The 18,146-nt window shown below is 35.8% G+C and carries 17 protein-coding genes and 1 tRNA gene; 11 read left to right on the top strand and 7 right to left on the bottom strand.

What is annotated here, in order from left to right; all coding sequences use genetic code 11:
- Positions 1-38: 38 nt before the first annotated feature.
- The gene (locus AC0NBN_RS01855) at positions 39-413 is read left to right on the top strand and encodes a four helix bundle protein (RefSeq protein WP_160811790.1); all 375 of its coding nucleotides are present in this window, start codon (positions 39-41) and stop codon (positions 411-413) included.
- Positions 414-467: 54 nt separating this feature from the next.
- Entirely contained in the window at positions 468-764 is a 297-nt protein-coding gene (locus AC0NBN_RS01850; RefSeq protein WP_143883898.1) for a hypothetical protein, read from the top strand.
- Here the strand turns inward: AC0NBN_RS01850 and AC0NBN_RS01845 are convergent.
- The 3 genes from AC0NBN_RS01845 to AC0NBN_RS01835 are packed head-to-tail and all read right to left on the bottom strand — an operon-like array spanning position 742 to position 4,519.
- Entirely contained in the window at positions 742-2,775 is a 2,034-nt protein-coding gene (locus AC0NBN_RS01845; protein ID WP_160811791.1) for a site-specific recombinase, read from the bottom strand. The two genes, AC0NBN_RS01850 and AC0NBN_RS01845, sit on opposite strands and share 23 nt — an antisense overlap.
- A 13-nt stretch (positions 2,776-2,788) precedes the next feature.
- Complete coding sequence (gene mtgA, locus AC0NBN_RS01840; RefSeq protein WP_160811792.1) at positions 2,789-3,433, bottom strand: monofunctional biosynthetic peptidoglycan transglycosylase; 645 nt, start codon at positions 3,431-3,433, stop codon at positions 2,789-2,791.
- A gap of 39 nt (positions 3,434-3,472) precedes the next feature.
- Positions 3,473-4,519, bottom strand: coding sequence for an ABC transporter substrate-binding protein (locus AC0NBN_RS01835; protein WP_160811793.1), 1,047 nt, complete (start codon positions 4,517-4,519; stop codon positions 3,473-3,475).
- Between the two features lie 59 nt (positions 4,520-4,578).
- Between AC0NBN_RS01835 and AC0NBN_RS01830 the strand changes: the two genes are divergently transcribed.
- The 4 genes from AC0NBN_RS01830 (at position 4,579) to AC0NBN_RS01815 (ending at position 5,926) form a co-directional block, all read left to right on the top strand.
- Positions 4,579-4,652 (top strand) — tRNA-Arg (locus AC0NBN_RS01830).
- Positions 4,653-4,923: 271 nt separating this feature from the next.
- On the top strand, positions 4,924-5,124 hold the full coding sequence (locus AC0NBN_RS01825) for a hypervirulence associated TUDOR domain-containing protein (protein WP_160811794.1): 201 nt from the start codon (positions 4,924-4,926) through the stop codon (positions 5,122-5,124).
- Positions 5,125-5,139: 15 nt separating this feature from the next.
- Positions 5,140-5,550: an exodeoxyribonuclease III gene (locus AC0NBN_RS01820; RefSeq protein WP_474466731.1), complete on the top strand. Its 411-nt coding sequence runs from the start codon at positions 5,140-5,142 to the stop codon at positions 5,548-5,550.
- A 1-nt stretch (position 5,551) separates the two neighbouring features.
- Entirely contained in the window at positions 5,552-5,926 is a 375-nt protein-coding gene (locus AC0NBN_RS01815) for an exodeoxyribonuclease III (protein WP_474466727.1), read from the top strand.
- A gap of 136 nt (positions 5,927-6,062) precedes the next feature.
- Here the strand turns inward: AC0NBN_RS01815 and AC0NBN_RS01810 are convergent, their stop codons facing one another.
- Positions 6,063-6,914 carry a phosphatase PAP2 family protein gene (locus AC0NBN_RS01810; RefSeq protein WP_160811795.1) on the bottom strand — a complete coding sequence of 284 codons (852 nt, stop codon included), beginning with the start codon at positions 6,912-6,914 and terminating at the stop codon, positions 6,063-6,065.
- A gap of 313 nt (positions 6,915-7,227) precedes the next feature.
- On the opposite strand from AC0NBN_RS01810, the gene AC0NBN_RS01805 reads away from it, so the two are divergent.
- The 5 genes from AC0NBN_RS01805 to AC0NBN_RS01785 all read left to right on the top strand — a co-directional run bounded on the left by AC0NBN_RS01805 (position 7,228) and on the right by AC0NBN_RS01785 (position 12,623).
- Positions 7,228-8,328 carry a glycosyltransferase gene (locus AC0NBN_RS01805; RefSeq protein WP_160811796.1) on the top strand — a complete coding sequence of 367 codons (1,101 nt, stop codon included), beginning with the start codon at positions 7,228-7,230 and terminating at the stop codon, positions 8,326-8,328.
- Entirely contained in the window at positions 8,297-9,427 is a 1,131-nt protein-coding gene (gene glf, locus AC0NBN_RS01800) for a UDP-galactopyranose mutase (RefSeq protein WP_474466720.1), read from the top strand. The genes AC0NBN_RS01805 and glf overlap by 32 nt, the downstream gene beginning before the upstream one ends.
- Positions 9,411-10,430, top strand: a complete 1,020-nt coding sequence (locus tag AC0NBN_RS01795; RefSeq protein WP_160811797.1) for an amine oxidase — start codon at positions 9,411-9,413, stop codon at positions 10,428-10,430. The genes glf and AC0NBN_RS01795 overlap by 17 nt, the downstream gene beginning before the upstream one ends.
- A 538-nt stretch (positions 10,431-10,968) precedes the next feature.
- The gene (locus tag AC0NBN_RS01790) at positions 10,969-12,069 is read left to right on the top strand and encodes a zinc-dependent alcohol dehydrogenase (RefSeq protein ID WP_474466715.1); all 1,101 of its coding nucleotides are present in this window, start codon (positions 10,969-10,971) and stop codon (positions 12,067-12,069) included.
- Between the two features lie 26 nt (positions 12,070-12,095).
- Positions 12,096-12,623 (top strand): hypothetical protein, encoded by a 528-nt coding sequence (locus tag AC0NBN_RS01785; RefSeq protein WP_160811798.1) that lies wholly within the window; start codon positions 12,096-12,098, stop codon positions 12,621-12,623.
- A 355-nt stretch (positions 12,624-12,978) separates the two neighbouring features.
- Here the strand turns inward: AC0NBN_RS01785 and AC0NBN_RS01780 are convergent, their stop codons facing one another.
- From AC0NBN_RS01780 to AC0NBN_RS01770, 3 genes are read right to left on the bottom strand one after another with little or no spacing between them, the layout of a single operon-like run.
- A complete protein-coding gene (locus tag AC0NBN_RS01780) occupies positions 12,979-15,831 on the bottom strand; it encodes a pyocin knob domain-containing protein (RefSeq protein WP_160811799.1) in 2,853 nt (950 codons plus the stop codon).
- A 2-nt stretch (positions 15,832-15,833) separates the two neighbouring features.
- The gene (locus AC0NBN_RS01775) at positions 15,834-17,252 is read right to left on the bottom strand and encodes a phage tail protein (protein ID WP_160811800.1); all 1,419 of its coding nucleotides are present in this window, start codon (positions 17,250-17,252) and stop codon (positions 15,834-15,836) included.
- Between the two features lie 2 nt (positions 17,253-17,254).
- A complete protein-coding gene (locus tag AC0NBN_RS01770) occupies positions 17,255-18,094 on the bottom strand; it encodes a hypothetical protein (RefSeq protein WP_160811801.1) in 840 nt (279 codons plus the stop codon).
- Positions 18,095-18,146: the final 52 nt, after the last annotated feature.

The following is an 18,146-nucleotide window of genomic DNA, read 5'->3' as shown; positions in this document are numbered from 1 at the left end:
TGAAATTTCTTTTTTAATTTTATAAAAACACAAATACAATGAGTTATAGAAATTTAGATATTTATAAAATGGCTTTTGATTTATTTCCAAAGGTTCATAAAGCATCTTTTCTTCTTCCTAAATTTGAATTATACGAATTAGGAAGTCAATTGAGAAGGTCTGCTGATTCAGTTGTTACTAATATTGTTGAAGGTTACGGACGTTCAATTTATAAAAATGAATATTACAGATTTCTTGTATTCAGTCATGCAAGTAATGATGAAACAATCAATCATTTAGAAAAAATTATGGTTTTATATCCTGAGTTTTCTACGGAATTTGAAGTTTTGAAACATCAATATGATTTGTTAGGTGGAAAAATTAACAATTACAAAAAATGGGTGAAAGAAAATTGGAATGAAAACAAATCTTAAACTCAAAACCTATTTAAACCTCGAATATGCGAATCCCGAAACCCATATCTCATCATGAAACGAAATAAAAAACGTGAATTTCAATCTTCAGAACTGGTGAAATCTTTTGCCAGAATTTATGGATTTGAAGATAAACTGGTTGCTTTTGAAATTAAAGATTATCTGGAAGACTATTTGGACGAATCTCTATTTCAGGAAATTGAGAGTGTAAATCTGGACAATAAAATTATTCAGATCAGAATCAACTCACCTCTACTGAAAAATGATTTTAAAATGCGTAAAAGCTTTTACCTGAAAAAATTTCAGGATCAATTTGGTGAAGACAAATTTACTGACCTTCTGGTTTTATAGAACTTTTGCTTCTGACCATTGCCGTCACTTTAGAATCAAAATTAGAACGGATGGGCAGGAAAAACTTCAGCGGATGTCTCAGAAAATACTTGAAAATAGCGCGGTAAATCTCCCGCACCTCACCAAGATTCATTTTTCTTGAACGAAACGCTAAAAACATAGATAAGCTAAAACTCACCAGGAAATTGAAAAATCCTATAAGAAAAACAGTAATCAGAGAAATCCAGAATGTGTAAGAATCTATGGTAAAATCTTTTCCGTACAAGCCTAAAGCAAAATTCCCTGCGGCAAAAGTAATGTGACGGATATCCAGATCTAACCCGAAAAAAAGCCCTATAGGCGCTGTTGCTCCAAGAAAAACCCCAAACCAAAAATTAGAAATTATTCCGGGCCAGTTCTTAGCATAATATCTTGATAAACTCTGAGCAAACCGGTCTCCGAATAACCTTTTAACTGACTGATTTTTAGCAATCCTTTGCGGAATCTGAAAGAAAACCGAATTATTCCCAATATTTCCTGAAATAATGCCGGAAATGAAAAGATAAAAACCAGCAATACAAGCATGCAGAATTGCTTTCGATTTAAAAGGATCTAAATCTCTTAAAAGCTTATCTGATCTTTCAACGGCAAGATTTTGTGAGAAAAATACATCCAGCCCGTAAATAATCGCAACAGCAACCGGAAAAGCCAGCAAAACATTTCCAACAAAAGCTATAAACTGACTTCTGAAGAGTTTAGACACCAGATCTGCAAATTCTGTATAATTACTGTTTGATTTTTCCTGTTCAGACAATACTTTTGTCATTGTTGCCGCTGTCATTGCAGGCTGTTTGGTAGCCAAAGTATAACCCATAAGATAAATCATCACAAATCCCATTGCATAATTGAGCGAGTACAAAAATGCATGAAAAAAGTCGCTTCCGGGCATAAAGCCGTACAGCATTTTCAATACACAGAGTGCACCTACGATAATTCCGCCGCCACTTGCTTTATAAAACATCTTAACGTACTGATACCTATTGGAAGTAATGTAATGCGTTCCTGCTTCTGCAGTATGATTGGTAATCAGATGAGAAAGCAATCTGGTACTGTCATTAAAAAGATCAGAAATATTATTTTTTGAAGATTTATATTTTAAAATATTAAAAATCAACTGTTTTGATTTTACGATAATATCTCTTTCGTTGTCTATAACTAGTAAATTAAGAATCTCAGAAATCCGTTTGGTCTGTTGGCGGATTTTAAGCAAAGACTGATTTATTTTACCGGAAATTCCGTATTTCGAAGAATTTTTAAATGCAATTCCTACAAAATCCTGACATTGCTGCAGATAAATTTTAATCTGTTTATATCTGCTGTCTTTGGAATGAAGCTGTATAGCAGAATCTTCTTCAAACTCTTCCCGTAATGATTCCAGCTCATTTTGCAGTGCCAAAAAGGGATTATCAAAATTTCGGTATTCGGGAGCCATTCTCACCACTTCCACTTCAAGAGCCATCCCGGTCACCCTCCAGGAAAGAATGTTCATAGAAAATATCAGTTCATTTTTCACCTTAGAACTCTGAATAAAATCGGAAATTCCAAGAATCTGCATCATTTCATCGACTTCATTTTCCGGCAGATTATGAAAATATTCCAAATCCTGCTTTGGTCTGAAGCTTACATTGTCAATAAGATACCAAACCGTATTTTCATTTTCTACAGGAGGTAAAACTTTATTAAGAATTCTCTTTTTGAGTTCGGGAAAAAAAGCATTTTCAGATAAAATACTTGCCTCCGTCAATGAAAGATTAAAAGGTCTTTCAGAAAAAACTCTGTATAGATAGTAGTTGAAGTTATCTGCAAAATGTTGGTTTTGTTTAAAAAAATTGAGAACATCCGTAAAGTCAGCCTTCTTTATTGCTTCCAAAAAATCGGCTAAAGGTTCTAAAGAAGCAGTTTCGTTCTTAAAAGAAAAATACTTTTTAAGAACAGATTTAAAGTTCCCCGTATTTGAACTAAAAAATTTCATTAGTACAAAGATACTATTTCAGGCTCACATTTCTCATTTGTCTCATAATCCAGCTGTGTTTTTTTCTAAGATACGCAGACGGATTTTTGGGATCGTACTTTTTAGGATTGGGCAGAACGGCTGCAATCCACGCTGCTTCAGATGTATTGAGATCTTTTGAGGATTTGCCGAAGTAATACTGTGCTGCGGCTTCCACTCCAAAAACTCCTTGTCCCATTTCTATAGAATTGAGATAACGCTCAAGAATTATATCTTTACTCCAGACTTTTTCTATTATGAAAGTATAAATTGCTTCCAGTCCTTTCCTGATCCAGCTTCTACCCTGCCAAAGAAATACATTTTTAGCGGTCTGCTGAGAAATTGTGCTTCCGCCTCTGATTTTTTTACCTTTTTCATTGTATTTCATGGCTTTTTCAATCGCTGTATAATCAAAGCCATTATGCATAAAAAATTTCTGGTCTTCCGAGGCAATGACCGCTTTTTTCACATTATTTCCCATTTCATCATAGGAAATATAATCACGCTGCAATTTTCCGTACTTTATAATGCCGCCGATCTGTGTAATGGTAATTGGAGGATTAAAAAATCTTCCCCAAACGATAAAAACCACATTCAGCAAAAGAATTATAAAAATAAATTGTTTTATCTTTTTCCACATAAGCATAAACTTGATGCAAAAATATAAAAATACTGCGAGTTACTTTAATTCATGTAAATAAGTAATTTTATCATCGGGTAAAAGTTCGGGGTGAAGGATTTTAATGTAATCCTTCAATACCCAGTCGCAGCGCACAATTCCCTGTTCAAAAAAATCGTTGGCTTTTTGTTTTTCCTTTCCCGAAACACTGTATATTTTTCCCTGATTGAAAACATCCAGCTGCGCATAAAACGGATTGATTGACAATAATTCTTTTTTTGAATGATGATTACCAACATTTAGCCAGAACTGAATATTTTTTGATTTGATATACACTTCTTCAAAACTCATTGTTACAGCTTTTGTATCAGAATTATTTTTTAAAATATATTCCGCATTGGCATCAGAAATAAAATTGGCAAAAGAAGTTTTTCCTCCCGGGAGATACCAAACATCACCATACATTTCGTTAGCTAAAACTTTTGGCTTTGAATTAGAAGTTTGTGCCAGTTTTTTCAGGTTATTGTAGTTTTTTTCTATTTCTTTAAACTTTGTATCAGCCAATTGCTCTTTATCCAAAAGTTTTCCAAAAACTTTAATATACGCAGCTTTTTCCAATGGTTTCTCTTCGTTGAATTCATCTAAAAAAATCACATGAATACCATTGTTTTTCAAAACTTCATAGGCATTTTCAAAATTAGCGACATAGTTGGTGAAAACAGCATCCGGCTTCAGCGAAATGATTCTCTCAATATCATATTTTTGTTCGCTTCCTACATTCTGTATTTTTTCCTGCTGAATAAGTTTTCTAATCTTTTCTGAATAAATATATTCGGGACTTGAAATTCCGGTAATCAGATTTTCAGCATTCAGTTCTGTGACATACCCTGCCATACTTGCATTTAGCAAAATAATTTTTTTAAATGGCAGCTGGTCTTTTTTGATGGAATAATTAAAATTCCCTGATGATAATTGTAAAAAATCTGCTTCTTCTTTAAATTTGACTAATTTGGATATGGAAACAGCTTTTGTATTTATATTTTTTGTTTCTCTCTTACAGGCAATTAAAATAAAAATTGCAATGAGCATTAAAAATCTTGCTTTCATCTTTCAAAGAAAAGAAAAAAGTGCTATATTTGCAAACCTTTAAACAAGGAGAAAGGAACGGCCTCGTGGCGCAACTGAATAGCGCATCTGATTACGGCTCAGAAGGTTACAGGTTTGAATCCTGTCGAGGTCACAAGACCGACATTTGAAGTTTTTTTACTTCTTTGTCGGTTTTTTTATTTCTAATTCTTTTCTGTACAAAACTATTGACTTTATGGGTTAAAACTTTTTCATGAAGTTAGATCTGATATAGGATGATATTCTTCGTCATTTAAATATCTCAATTGATTTTATCGTCAAGCTTAATCCTTCTATTCAAAGTAAAAAGAATCTTTTTATAAGGTATGGTTTTTGTCTTATATCGGTTGATCAGATAGTATCGAAAACCGGTAAAATAAAAAATAATGTTGGAAAAAGGAGATAAGGTCAAATGGAAATTTCGTTATGGAGAGACCCATGGAATCATCACAAAAATTCATACCAGCGATTTTATTTTTATGAACAGGCAGAGAAGAGCTTCTCATGACAGTCCGCAATATGAGGTGATCAGTGAAAAGACGGGCAAAAGTGCTGTTCATAAAGCTTCAGCTTTAAAGAAAATTTAAATACAGATCATACTGATGAAAATAGCAACATACAATGTGAACGGCATCAACAGCCGTTTACCCGTGCTTCTAAAGTGGCTGAGAAATGCAAAGCCCGATATCGTATGTCTTCAGGAATTAAAGGCGTCACAGGAAAAATTCCCTGTTGCTGAAATTAACCAGGCAGGCTATCAGGCAATATGGCATGGTCAGAAGCAATGGAATGGAATAGCAATCCTGTCTAAAGATCTTGATATGACAGAAGTTCAGCGTTCACTTCCTGGTAATACAGACGATACCCAAAGCCGCTATCTTGAAGCGATTATTGACCAGATGGTGATCTGCTGTCTCTACTTACCGAATGGAAATCCTTTTCCGGGACCAAAGTTTGAATACAAAATGGAATGGATCAAGCGTTTACAAAAAAGAACAAAACAATTTATTTGATATGGATCTTCCTGCCATTCTGATAGGTGATTTTAATATTATTCCGACTGAAAAAGATGTTTATAAACCTGAACGATGGAAAGATGATGCACTTTTTCAACCGGAAGTCAGAAAAGCTTACAGCCAGCTTATGAAAAATGGGTGGACAGATTCTATCCGTACCTTATTTCCCGATGAAACGATCTATACATTTTGGGACTATCTGTACAAAGCTTACGACAGAAATGCAGGAATCAGACTTGACCATATTTTGTTGAGTCCTTATTTGAAATCAAGCCTGCTCAGAGGAGGTGTTGATAAGGAAGTTCGTGGCTGGGAAAAAATCAGTGACCATGCACCTGTCTGGATCGAACTCGACAGAACATCATTATTTTAAATTTGCTGAATGGAAAAGTACACTTTTAAGCAACACCTTTTACGTAATGCTTAATTGAAGAAAATGTTTACTATTGTGGTAATACTTCCAAAGTTTTGACTATACTTCTACTTATCGGAATTTCTTCATCAATCATTTATTTTATTACTTCAGATTCCTTCCTATCAATCCATAACAAGTATTTCTGTTGTATTGTTAAAACATACCTTAATAAAAAATTTTTATTAAGCTGACAATAATAACCAAGAATCATACTTGCCAATGAAGGCACAAAAAGGATAAGACCTTCCTTACCAACAAAATACTGTAGCAATAAAGCAGCAGAAAAAAATATCCATCCGGATAGAAAGTAATAATTTGCCAAATATAAATTTCTGTACTTAGGATCGTTCTTTCTGTAAGGAATAACGATAAAACTGATGTGGGCAAGAATTGAACCTGTTAAAATATCAATAAAATGATGCTGATAGGTAGTCAGAGTTGAAATTCCCAAAAGAATCAACCAGATCATAAGGTGAATTCGCCATTTGGACAGATTTTTAAATACCGTCCAAAATATAAATGCAAAAGCAATATGTAGTGATGGTGATTGGTTAAAGGGGGAGTCAAATGCCTTTAAGAAAGAAAAAGGCAGCTGTAAAATGCGGTTAGATACCTCTGGTTTCGCATACGAAAATTGCAATGGCAACGCTATAAAAAATATTCCTGCTACAAAAGTTACAAATAGCATGCGCCATGTTAATATTTTAAGCTGGTATGTACTTTTACAAGAAAAAAATACAACACAGAAAAACAAACCGCTTGCCATATAAGGAATAATCGACAGAGGCACAAAAGGAATGAACCTTTCAAAATAAAAAGTAAATGACGGAACCTGATCTAAAGAAACAGCATACCAGGTAGAAAAATTGTAAACAACCATAAATGTAAGTGTACAGATCGTTAATGCAAATGCTTGCTGTCTGAGTTTCAATTTTTTTTCTGTCATATATCTTTATACTACGGTGATTATTCAGATTTAATTAACATTATCAAAAATGATACTAAATTACCGTAACTGTTCTGACAGGTTACACACTGCTCTTGATTTTTGATGATTGTGCAAACAACAGATTATTAATCCTGTCTATATGCAACCAATTTGTAAAAACAGACTGCACTATATGTGTTATGACTTAAATCATATCCATATTATTTTATTAAGTCTAGCTTTACAAATCACAACTGCTCATCATTCAATCAGATCATATTTCTTTTAGTAGAGCTGGAAAAATTTTCCATTTCAATTTGTGACCAAACTTATGCAAAATATTATATGTTTCAGCCATTTACACTGGGATTTCGTGTACCAGCGCCCTCAACATCTGTTAACAAGATTTGCCAAGAAAAATCGGGTTTTTTATTTTGAAGAACCAAGAAAAGCAAATTCGGATTTTTACGAAATAGATCTTCAGGATGGCGTTTCGATAATTAAAATCTTTCTCAACGAGGAAGGAGACAATATTAATCTACGCCTGGAAAAGCTGGTTAGCCAAGTTCTTACAGATCACAACATTAAAACATATTTGTGTTGGTATTACACACCTATGGCTTTGGAATACACGTCACATCTTAAACCCCAAGTAACTATCTATGACTCTATGGACGAGCTTTCTGCATTCCGTTTTGCACCGCCTCAATTGCTGGATCTGGAAGAGAAACTGTTCAAAAAAGCTGATGTGGTGTTTACCGGAGGTCATACCCTTTATCAGGCAAAGAAAAACCGCCACCACAACATCCATCCTTTTCCAAGCAGTATAGACAAACAGCATTTCAAAGCAGCAAGATATTATACGGAAGATCCTGACGACCAGAAGCACATTGCCAATCCCAGGTTTGGTTTTTTTGGCGTCATTGATGAGAGGTTCGACATCGAATTGTTAAGGGAAATTTCTACAAAAAAACCAGACTGGCAATTTGTGATCATTGGTCCGGTTGTGAAAATTGATGCCAACGATCTTCCGAGAGCAGAAAACATTCATTATCTAGGATCAAAAAAATACGGACAGCTTCCAGATTATATCAGCCAATGGGATATTGCTATGATAATGTTTGCCATCAATGAATCTACCGAGTTCATTAGTCCTACAAAAACACCAGAATATCTCGCAGCGGGACTTCCTGTGATCTCAACCCCGATAAAAGATGTTGTAAAACCATACGGGGAAGAAAATCTGGTTTACATTGCCAAAGATGCTGAAACTTTCATTAATTACGGAGAGGAAGAATTGGCTAAAACATCACGTAAAGATTGGATGAAAAAAGTCGACCTTTTTCTTGCGAATGAATCCTGGGATAGCACATTTGAAAAAATGAATCATTTAATTAACAATGTTAAAAAAAACAACGGAATATATGTATGATTTTCTAATTATTGGCTGTGGTTTTGCGGGTTCGGTCTTGGCAGAAAGATTAGCTAACGAAGGAAAAAAGATTCTGATTGTTGACAAAAGGAATCACATCGCAGGGAATGCGTACGATTATTATAACAAAGAAGGCATACTGATCCATAAGTACGGACCGCATATTTTCCATACTAATTCCGAAGATGTCTTTAAATATCTAAGCAAATTCACAGAATGGCGCCCGTATGAACACCGGGTTTTAGGAAGTGTTGACGGACAGCTCGTCCCGATTCCGATCAATCTCACAACAATCAATAAGCTCTACGGAAAAAATCTCACGTCTGATGAGGTTGTAGATTTCTTAGCTTCAAAAGCAGAATTACGCAAACCTGTTTTGACTTCAGAAGATGTCGTCCTGAATGTTGTCGGAAAAGAACTTTATGAAAAATTCTTCCGTGGTTACACCAAAAAACAATGGGACCTGGATCCTTCAGAATTGGATGCTTCGGTTACCGCCCGAGTTCCGACAAGGACTAACAGTGATGACCGCTATTTTACTGATTCTTTGCAGGCGATGCCAAAAAACGGCTATACTGAAATGTTTCAAACAATGCTTTTGCACGAGAATATTCACATTATGTTGAATACAAACTATAAAGACATTGTGGATATTATACCTCATAAAAAGCTGATCTATACAGGACCAATCGATGGTTATTTTGATTATCGGTTTGGGAAATTGCCTTACCGATCAATTGATTTTAAATTTGAAACTCTGGATCAGGAAGGTTATCAGCAAACCGGAACCATCAATTATCCCACATCCAATCTTTACACAAGAATAACGGAGTTCAAACATCTGACCGGACAAAAACATCACAAAACAGCTATTGTTTACGAATATCCGACTGCGGATGGTGATCCTTATTACCCAATTCCAAGAAAAGAAAATCAAGAAATTTATAATCAGTACAAAAAATTGGCTGATGAAACAGAGAATGTTTATTTCACAGGTCGGTTGGGAACTTATAAATACTACAATATGGATCAGGTTGTAGCACAATCATTGGCATTATTCCGAAAGATCATCAAAGAAGAAGATGCAGCACAGCAGTAATTCTACCAACTTTAGAAATCCTTTTCAATCCTTTCTTATGGGCGGTTTTGAATGTGCGGATCATCAAAATGCTTTTGGTGAACGTATTGACCTTATTGAACTGACAGGTCACAACCGTTTCATACACGAAGACTACCAAAGACTTTCTAAGATTGATATTAAAACGGTTCGGGAAGGAATACGATGGAGTTTTATAGAAAAGATGCCATTCAAGTATGATTGGACACAAGTTGAAGAGATCATTGCCGCTTCCAAAAATAACGGCATCCAGATTATTTGGGATATTTGCCATTTTGGTTTTCCGGACGATTTGACCCCTTTGCATCCGATGTTTGCCAGAAGATTCTCACATTTGTGCAGGGCTTTTGTCATTAAATATCGAAGTTTAGTTCCTGAAGGCGAATTAATTATCACGCCCATTAATGAGGTCAGTTTTCTTTCGTGGCTGGGTGGTGAAGCCAATGGCACAAGTCCCTACTGCGTTAATCAAGGTTGGGAAGTGAAGTATATGCTAATGAAAGCCTATATTGAAGGAATAGAGATGATGAAAGAAGTAGATCCTACAGTTAAAATTATGACAACGGAGCCTTTAATTAATATTGCTTCGCAAGATCCGTCAAATTTAATCTCAGTGCTGAAAGCAAACGAAAAAAATCAGGAACAATTCCAGGTTTTAGAGATTCTGACAGGAAGAATATGTCCTGAACTGAGAGGAAAACCAGAGTACCTGGATATTATTGGAGTTAATTTTTATTTTAATAATCAGTGGACATTTCCAGTCCATCAATTTATTCCGTGGAACGAAACACCGGCTAACCCATACTGGCGAAGTCTTCATTCATTAATTGAAGAAGTATTTATTAATTACAAAAAACCAATTGTATTGTCGGAAACCAGCATTCCTGAAGATGACAGATACGATTGGCTGAAAATGATTACAGAAGAATGCTTAACCATTCTTAAAAGCGGTTACCATTATACGGTTGCTGCATTTATCCAATAATAGACCGTCCTGATTGGGATTTTCCGAGCAATTGGCATCACAGTGGACTTTGGGACATTCCCGATCCCGAAACCTTAGAGCGAAAAATTCATAAGGAAAGTCTTTCAGTCTTGCTGGAATTTCAAAATAATATTACGATATTAAATCAGAAATCTTTATTTGATAAAACTAAAATTTATAATCTTATTTAACATGAGTTCGGGATAAGAATAAATAAATTCATGATACAAAAAGCATAAAAATTAGTATATTTAAGGTATTGAAATTCAAATATTTAATTAAAATTCCTGCTATGATTGATAAAAAAAGTAAAAAAACTCTGACCAAAATAAATTAATGTGTGTTAGCTTCTATTACAAAGAAACACCTTTTATATTGACTTCCAAATTCCAGTTTATTTTATAGAAAAAAGCATGTATTGTATTAAACCTTTTTATATCGGTATTTGTTTTGCTTTATATACAACATCACCAAATAAAAATATTATATGTTAGCAATGAATTTCCGCGGACCTTTCCGCGTTCGCGCAGACCGTAGCGTGCCCGAACCTCAAATAGAACATCCTGAAGATGCCATTGTGCGGGTATTAAGATCATGCATTTGCGGATCAGATCTCCATCTTTATCATGGGCTTGTTCCTGATACACGTACAGGCACTATCTTTGGACATGAATTCATCGGAGAAGTGGTTGAAGTTGGCTCGTCAGTAGAAAAACTGAAAGTAGGCGACAAGGTTATGGTACCTTTCAACATTTCATGTGGTAAGTGTGCTTTTTGTAAACAGGAACTTTATGGCAACTGTCATGAATCTAATCCAATGGCAACAGCAGTAGGCGGCATTTTTGGTTATTCCCACACGGCAGGAGGCTATCAGGGCGGACAGGCAGAATATGCACGTGTTCCCTACGCAGATGTAGGCCCAACCGTAATTCCTGACTGGATGGATCCCGATGACGCAGTACTTCTTACTGATGTTGTACCTACTGGCTATCAGGCAGCAGAAATGGCAGGTATTCAAAAAGGAGATACGGTAGTAATTTTCGGTGCAGGACCGATTGGTATTATGGCCGCCAAATGTTCATGGCTTTTTGGCGCAGGAAGAGTAATTGTCATCGATCATCTGGAATATAGACTTGATTTCGTAGCAAAATATGCCCAATGTGAAGCGTATAATTTTAACAGTATCGGCGATCCGGTAGTTTTTATAAAAACACAAACGGATTCTTTGGGTGCTGATGTTTGCATAGATGCCGTGGGCTGTGAAGCAAAAGGAAATTTGATGAATACAGTTTTGGGAACAAAGTTACTTTTACAGGGTGGTTCTACAACGGCGCTTCATTGGGCAATTAATTCTGTAAAGAAAGGCGGCATTGTTTCTATTGTAGGCGTTTACGGTCCTACAGACGCTTTGGTTCCGATAGGAAACGTAGTAAATAAGGGTATTACGATCCGGGCTAACCAAGCAGCTGTGAAACGTAATCTGCCAAAGCTTATTGAGCATGTAAAAAACGGTATTCTTGACCCTAAGCAAATCATTACTCACAGGGTTCCACTGGAAGAAGTAGCAGAAGCCTATCATATATTTTCACGCAAACTTGATGGCTGCATAAAGACCGTGCTTATTCCGCCAACGGCTTAATAAACTTTAACTAAAAATTGAACAACATGCTTACAGACGAAACAAAACCCTCCGATTTTAAAAAAAGTGAAGAGACAGATTACAGTCATATAAAAGGTTGGGGAATTGATGCCGATCCTGAAAATGATCCCGTCTACCCTATGAAAAAACGTACTGATGAAGAACACGAAGGATATGCCTGGGAAAGACCCGAACAGCAATCTGAAAATGTTGAGATTCTGAAGTCCGTAGAGCGCCCCAATCTAACCGCTGCTTTCGGAACTGCATCACCACCAAAAGGTCTCAATGGAGAAATTAGAAAATTTGCCTTTAAATATAGTGAATCCAGCTACGGAAGATGGCTACCTCTTGTACTGGCAGACCGTGTGGGTGCATTGGAAGGAATTATTGACGACTTAAAAAAAGGTCATTTACCAAACATTTTTGCCGAACGTGGTTGGGGAGCCGAATGGAAACACGATAGAAAGAACTTTCTGCTAAAGATTTTTGCAGCAGCAGTAGTCACTACCGTTGCCGTAAAGATACTATCGTCGAAAAAAAATAGTGCTGACTGATAAAATATTTATGAAATCCGCCTTACAATTGTGAGGCGGATTTTTATTATATCTAAGGCATTTTCTTTTCAAAACAATGCTCTAAAACTGAATCTAATTCTGTGATTTGCAGTCTTTAATGATATTAACATGTTTATTAATTAATACCTTGAAAAACATCTCACAATTTATTAAAAATGAAGCATCTGGTTTTATTAATTTTCAGTACATTGTAATTTTTGCCATACAATAAATCATTAATATATATTTTACATCGTTATTAATTTAAAAAAATCTACAGAAATACATAAGCCCACAATCAAAAGACTTTCATTCTTCGACTGTGGGTTTATATCAAATTAAAATAGTATTTTTTTTACCAGACAAATTCACATGGAAAATCTCTTTCTGCAATTACTCTGCGTGATTTCGTTACATACAGCCTCAGAAAAGATCCTCCCGGAATATGATAAATATCTTTATCATAAATTTTAACCGCCATTGTCCCGCCATATTTATCAAAATTATAAATAACGATCAGTTGTTTCGGATAAATTTCTTTGAAATTGACAACCATTTTCACCTGCTCTCCAACAATATGAATCAGTCGGTTTCTATCATCTACATCCAGATAACCAGAAGGATCAATCTCATATTCGTGGGGATCTAATCTGATTGCATATTCAGATTCATCGTTCACAATTTCATCTCTGAGACTTGCTACATTACCATTGGGAATAAAGATGGTGTCGGGTCTTTCCTCTTCGGATTTGAAGTTTTTACTGGCTTTAACCGAACCTTCTACTGTCAATTTATCCTCCTTGTTAGATTCTCTTCCCATTCCGAAGAGTCTTGTATCTAAATTAAAGTTCAGCCCGTCAAAATTACCGTAACGTGAACCATATTTATAAAAACTCTCTTGCTTGGCTGAGACGAATCTTTCATTGTTACGATCGATCATCCCGGATTCACCTCCGAAATAATCATCTGCAATGAGTAAACCTGTGCCCGTATTTACAGTAAAGTCTGAATTAAGCTGCAACCCATATTGAGCCATATAATTCCATTGCTGAATGCTTCCTATATTAAAATCCTGAGATGTCCAAACCTGTGCCCAAGCTGACCAATTTCCTCCACTAATAGTTCTTTGATAAGTTACATTAGGAGTATTCCCTGAACCAAATGAAGTTGCCGTTTGTTTTACCCAAGTAGAATCGTGAGTTTCAATAGTCACATACCACCAACCACTATTATTTAAGGGTGCATTAATTAATCCTGAACCTCTGTAAAAGCCTGTTTTAAGGTAATTATTTAAATTTGAACCTGATATAATAACAGATGTACCATTTGGTGTACTTAAAAAGTTTGACTGCACATAAGACTGTGTTGCCAATGCTACATATACTCCGGAATTATGATACATATATGGAAACGAATTTCCATCTGCAGTAGGTGTATTTCCTAAAGAAAAACCAACTGCTGTAGCATTTTCCTGACCATTAGCTTTTCCACTTAGCTGATTGACATTCACCGCATGAGTTCCTAAAGTTCCGTTTGGAACTACAGGGCTCTGAAGAAAAGTGTTTGTATTGCTAAAAGTCTGAACACCATTTAGTGTAGCATATACTCCAGTAAGTTGAGAATTTAAAGATGACTGTGTTACATAACTTGCCGGATTGAAGTTTCCTGTGTGGTAAATCTCTCTCCATCCCGACCAGCCAGAATTACCTGAGCCAGTAGTAGCCCCCCTGAATTTCATTCCTTTTCCACCCCTTTCAATAGTTAGTTGCTGTCTTCCATCAGAAGAGTTTAGATTTAAAGTAGTAGTATAATTAAATCCTGATGTTGGGCTTTCCTGTCTGTAAATACCTGATTCTGAAACATCTTCTAAAGCAATGCCGGTTTTTAAATTTTTAAAAGGATTGTGATTTCCTTCATGAAATATCGTCCATGATTGGGATCCGTCAGCATTTTCAATTCTCGGATCAAGTCCATTAGTTCCTCTATTAATATAAACTCCACCCCCAGATTTCTTATAAATCTTACCTCCTTCATAGAAATTAACACCAGAATTATCTTGATTAAAATTAATATTTCTATTTAAATAAGCTCCATTTACGTTAAATGTATAGAGATTACCAATTCCAGCAAAATTAAAATGAGTATTAGTAGTAGTTTGAAGTGCTATATTAGGCAATGTTGAATTTCCCAGATACAGAGTATCACCTTGAGAATTTAATATCTGACCTCCAGTTAAATTGTCCGAACCTAATAATCCTAAACTTCCATTTAACGTTCCGTTCTGAGAAAACCTGAGATACGCTCCATTGTTTTGACTTCCCGGCACTCTTAATAGAATCTGATCTCCATTAGTTCCATCCCATGATGTAGAAAGTAATTTTTTCTGGGTGTATGAATCTCCAACAGTAATTAAATCAGATATTGCCCCATTAAAATGAATCGTTTCGTTCTTAGCATAAAAAGCTTCTTTTATTCTAGAAAATACAGAACTGTTAACTTCATAAATTTCAGCAAAAGCTAAATAAAATTCCACTGCAGTATTCGGACCTGAAATATATACATGACCTCCATTTCCAAAACTGGTTCCCGTTCCGCACATAACTGCACGAACATAAGTTTCCCACTTTCCTGTTCCTGCTCTTGACGTTAACCAGTTAACGGAAGCATTTTCTCCCATGTAGTTTTCAGCATTATAAAATGAATATCCAACTGGAAGTTTAGCTGTAAACTTTTGAATAAAAACGGCATTAGCTCGTGCGTTAAACCCTAGTATAAATCCGCCTAAACCAGGAGTAGCACCATTACCATTATAATTGAATCTCAGCTGGAATCCAGATTTATTTGGAAGATTGGAAGCAGCTTCTCTAGTCATAGTAACATTACCGTTACCATAGTTATTGTAAATTCCTATTCCATTGGTTCCATTTCTAAATTCTTCATCTCCATATAAAGGATAAGCTCCTTGCAATGCTATATTAAGTAAAGAAAAAGGACCCATCTGTGGATTAACCACAGATGATCTGTCCCATCCTGAATATATAGTATTTTGAAAACCAATAGTTTTAGTAGAGTCTATATTTTGTACTGAATATCTATCAATATATTCTTTACTGTCAATACTACCATCCGCTTTTAAAAATTGGGCGGCAGTACCGCCCAATACCCTATAGCCTTTCGAGGTGTTATAGTATGCATATTTAATATCCATGTTTAAATATGTTTACGGGTTACTGTTATAGCTACAGTGTTTGGTAAAGCAGAATCAAATTCAATATCGATTTTATTCGGATCAGTTAATTTTATTCTGCCGTCGATTTTGTAAAATGTTACTGTATCGTACATTGCAACATCTACATTTCTGGTACCTAAATTGTGTATCACAGATGCTGTTCCTGAAATAGAAGTACTGTATGATTTCACAGAATTATTTCCGGCGATAACTCTACCTTTAGAATCTACTGTAACCTCATCGTAAGTTCCGGCTGTTACACCTGTTGCAGCTAATGTTAAAGCTGAAGTAACGTTGGCAGAACCGTCAAACGAAACATTCCAAGTTCCGTCACCTGTAGCAGAAATTGTTCTGGGAGTGGTTAGTTTTGCAGATGATCCGGTGGTATTGATTGCTGCAGTTCCCGTTAATAATGTTGCCGGAACAGCAGTGACAGGAATGGTAACATTTCCGGATCCATCAATGTTTTGTGCTGTGGAAGTAATTCCCGAAATAGCAATGGTTCTTACTGTAGTCCATTTTGTAGCAGAAAGAACACTTTTAGCTGCATCTGCCGTGTTATCAACATTACTTAAACTTACATGAGATTTATTTAAAACCACAACACCTGTTAATCCGTTTACAGAATCTACAGCTCCGGAAGTGATATAAACAAACGTAGTTCCCGTCCATCGGTATGTTTTGTTGGTATCGAGCGAAACATAAATTTTGCCTGTTTCAACAGCAAGAAGGTTTGTATACGCAGCTTCCTTATAAAATTTTCCGTCTGCAACTTTATAGTATCCTTCTAAAACGTCATCTACATACGATGGTAATTGCGTTGCAGGAACCTGTCCCGATGCATCCAATGTAGCCACTCCATTCGCTGTACCCTTTTGCGATGCCGGAATATAATTTGTCAGATCTGCAGCTGTTGGCAAAGAGCCTAAAGATACCGTAATTCCGTTAGCAGTTTGAGTAATTCCTGTAACTACATTTCCTGTCCCTGAAGTGGTAACCGGCAAAGAGAATGTGGTTCCCGACAATGTCAAACCATTTCCTGCGCTGTAAGTAGTGTCCGTGGAAGCTAAAGTAATGGTATTCCCCGCCTGACTTATTGCCATATTAGAACCTGCAGCAAGCGTAACATCTCCCGAAACCAGAGAACCAGATGCACCTCCTTTTAAACGGGTAATCGTATCGGGCGTTGTGAATGATCTGTTTGCCGACAAATCATAAGCTGTCCCGTTAATGGTTAATGTTCGTGTTTTGGGTACAAAATCTGACGGATTTAAATTTCCGTCATGCCAAAACGTACTGATTGACTTTGTGCCGCCGCCGGCTGTTAAAACTTCGCTGTCTGTTTTTCCTTCAATTTTGTAACCGACAGAACTGCTGTAATAAGCGTATTTAATGTCCATAATTATATCTTTTTAATGGTTAACTGAATCATATTTGGTGGGATAGAATCGAATAGCACGTCAATAGTATTTGTGTCTATTCTTTTCACTTTAAGAGGTGTTGTAAACATGGTAACGGTATCGTAAGCATCAATGACAAAACTTAATGTATCGAGATCATGTTTTATTCGGGAGTCTCCCCTCACTCTTTCTTCGTGTTTAATTTTTTCGGGATCTGCGGTCTCTATTTTTTTAATCTTATCATACACCAAATCGTTAAACTGATTTTGATAAGTAACTGAACCCCAGTTTGAATAATTTCCAATAAGATTGATTGTATCATCTGAACTATTTCCGATCCCAGTTTCTTTAAGCAATTCTATCTGCTGCCTATTTTCTTTGATATAGTCTACTATTTTTTGTAATTCATCAAGATTTACATCATTGGAAATCAGCATTGCATTAATTCTGGCAATATCGGCAAGCATTTCATCATCTTTTATTTGAAATGTATTCAGAATTTCCCGGATCTGCTCTTTTGTATAGACATTTCCTGTCTCTTGGTCACCATCAACAGTTGCTGTTAAATGTATTTTTAATTTTTCTTTCCATTCCTCTACATTGGCTGCAGTGAGATTTGATGCATTAAGTTTTGCCAGTACCGAATGATGCGCGTTCTGATCTTCTAGATGATTGGCAAAAATTGCAGTAAAAGCTTCATTTAATCCTGTCACATCAGTCATTTTAATTTTATCATCCAAATGACGGAATGAAGAGAAGGTCTGCTTAAATTGATATTCCGTAGGCATATCGCCTTCTTCAAACCAACTGAAGATCGTATTTAATGGTGTAGGTGTACTCATTTGCTTTTTGAAAATTAGATTTGATAAATTGATAATTGAGAAAATTCTCTCC

The sequence above is a fragment of the Chryseobacterium sp. L12 genome (assembly GCF_056133985.1).
This window is presented reverse-complemented; position numbering and strand designations above follow the sequence as displayed.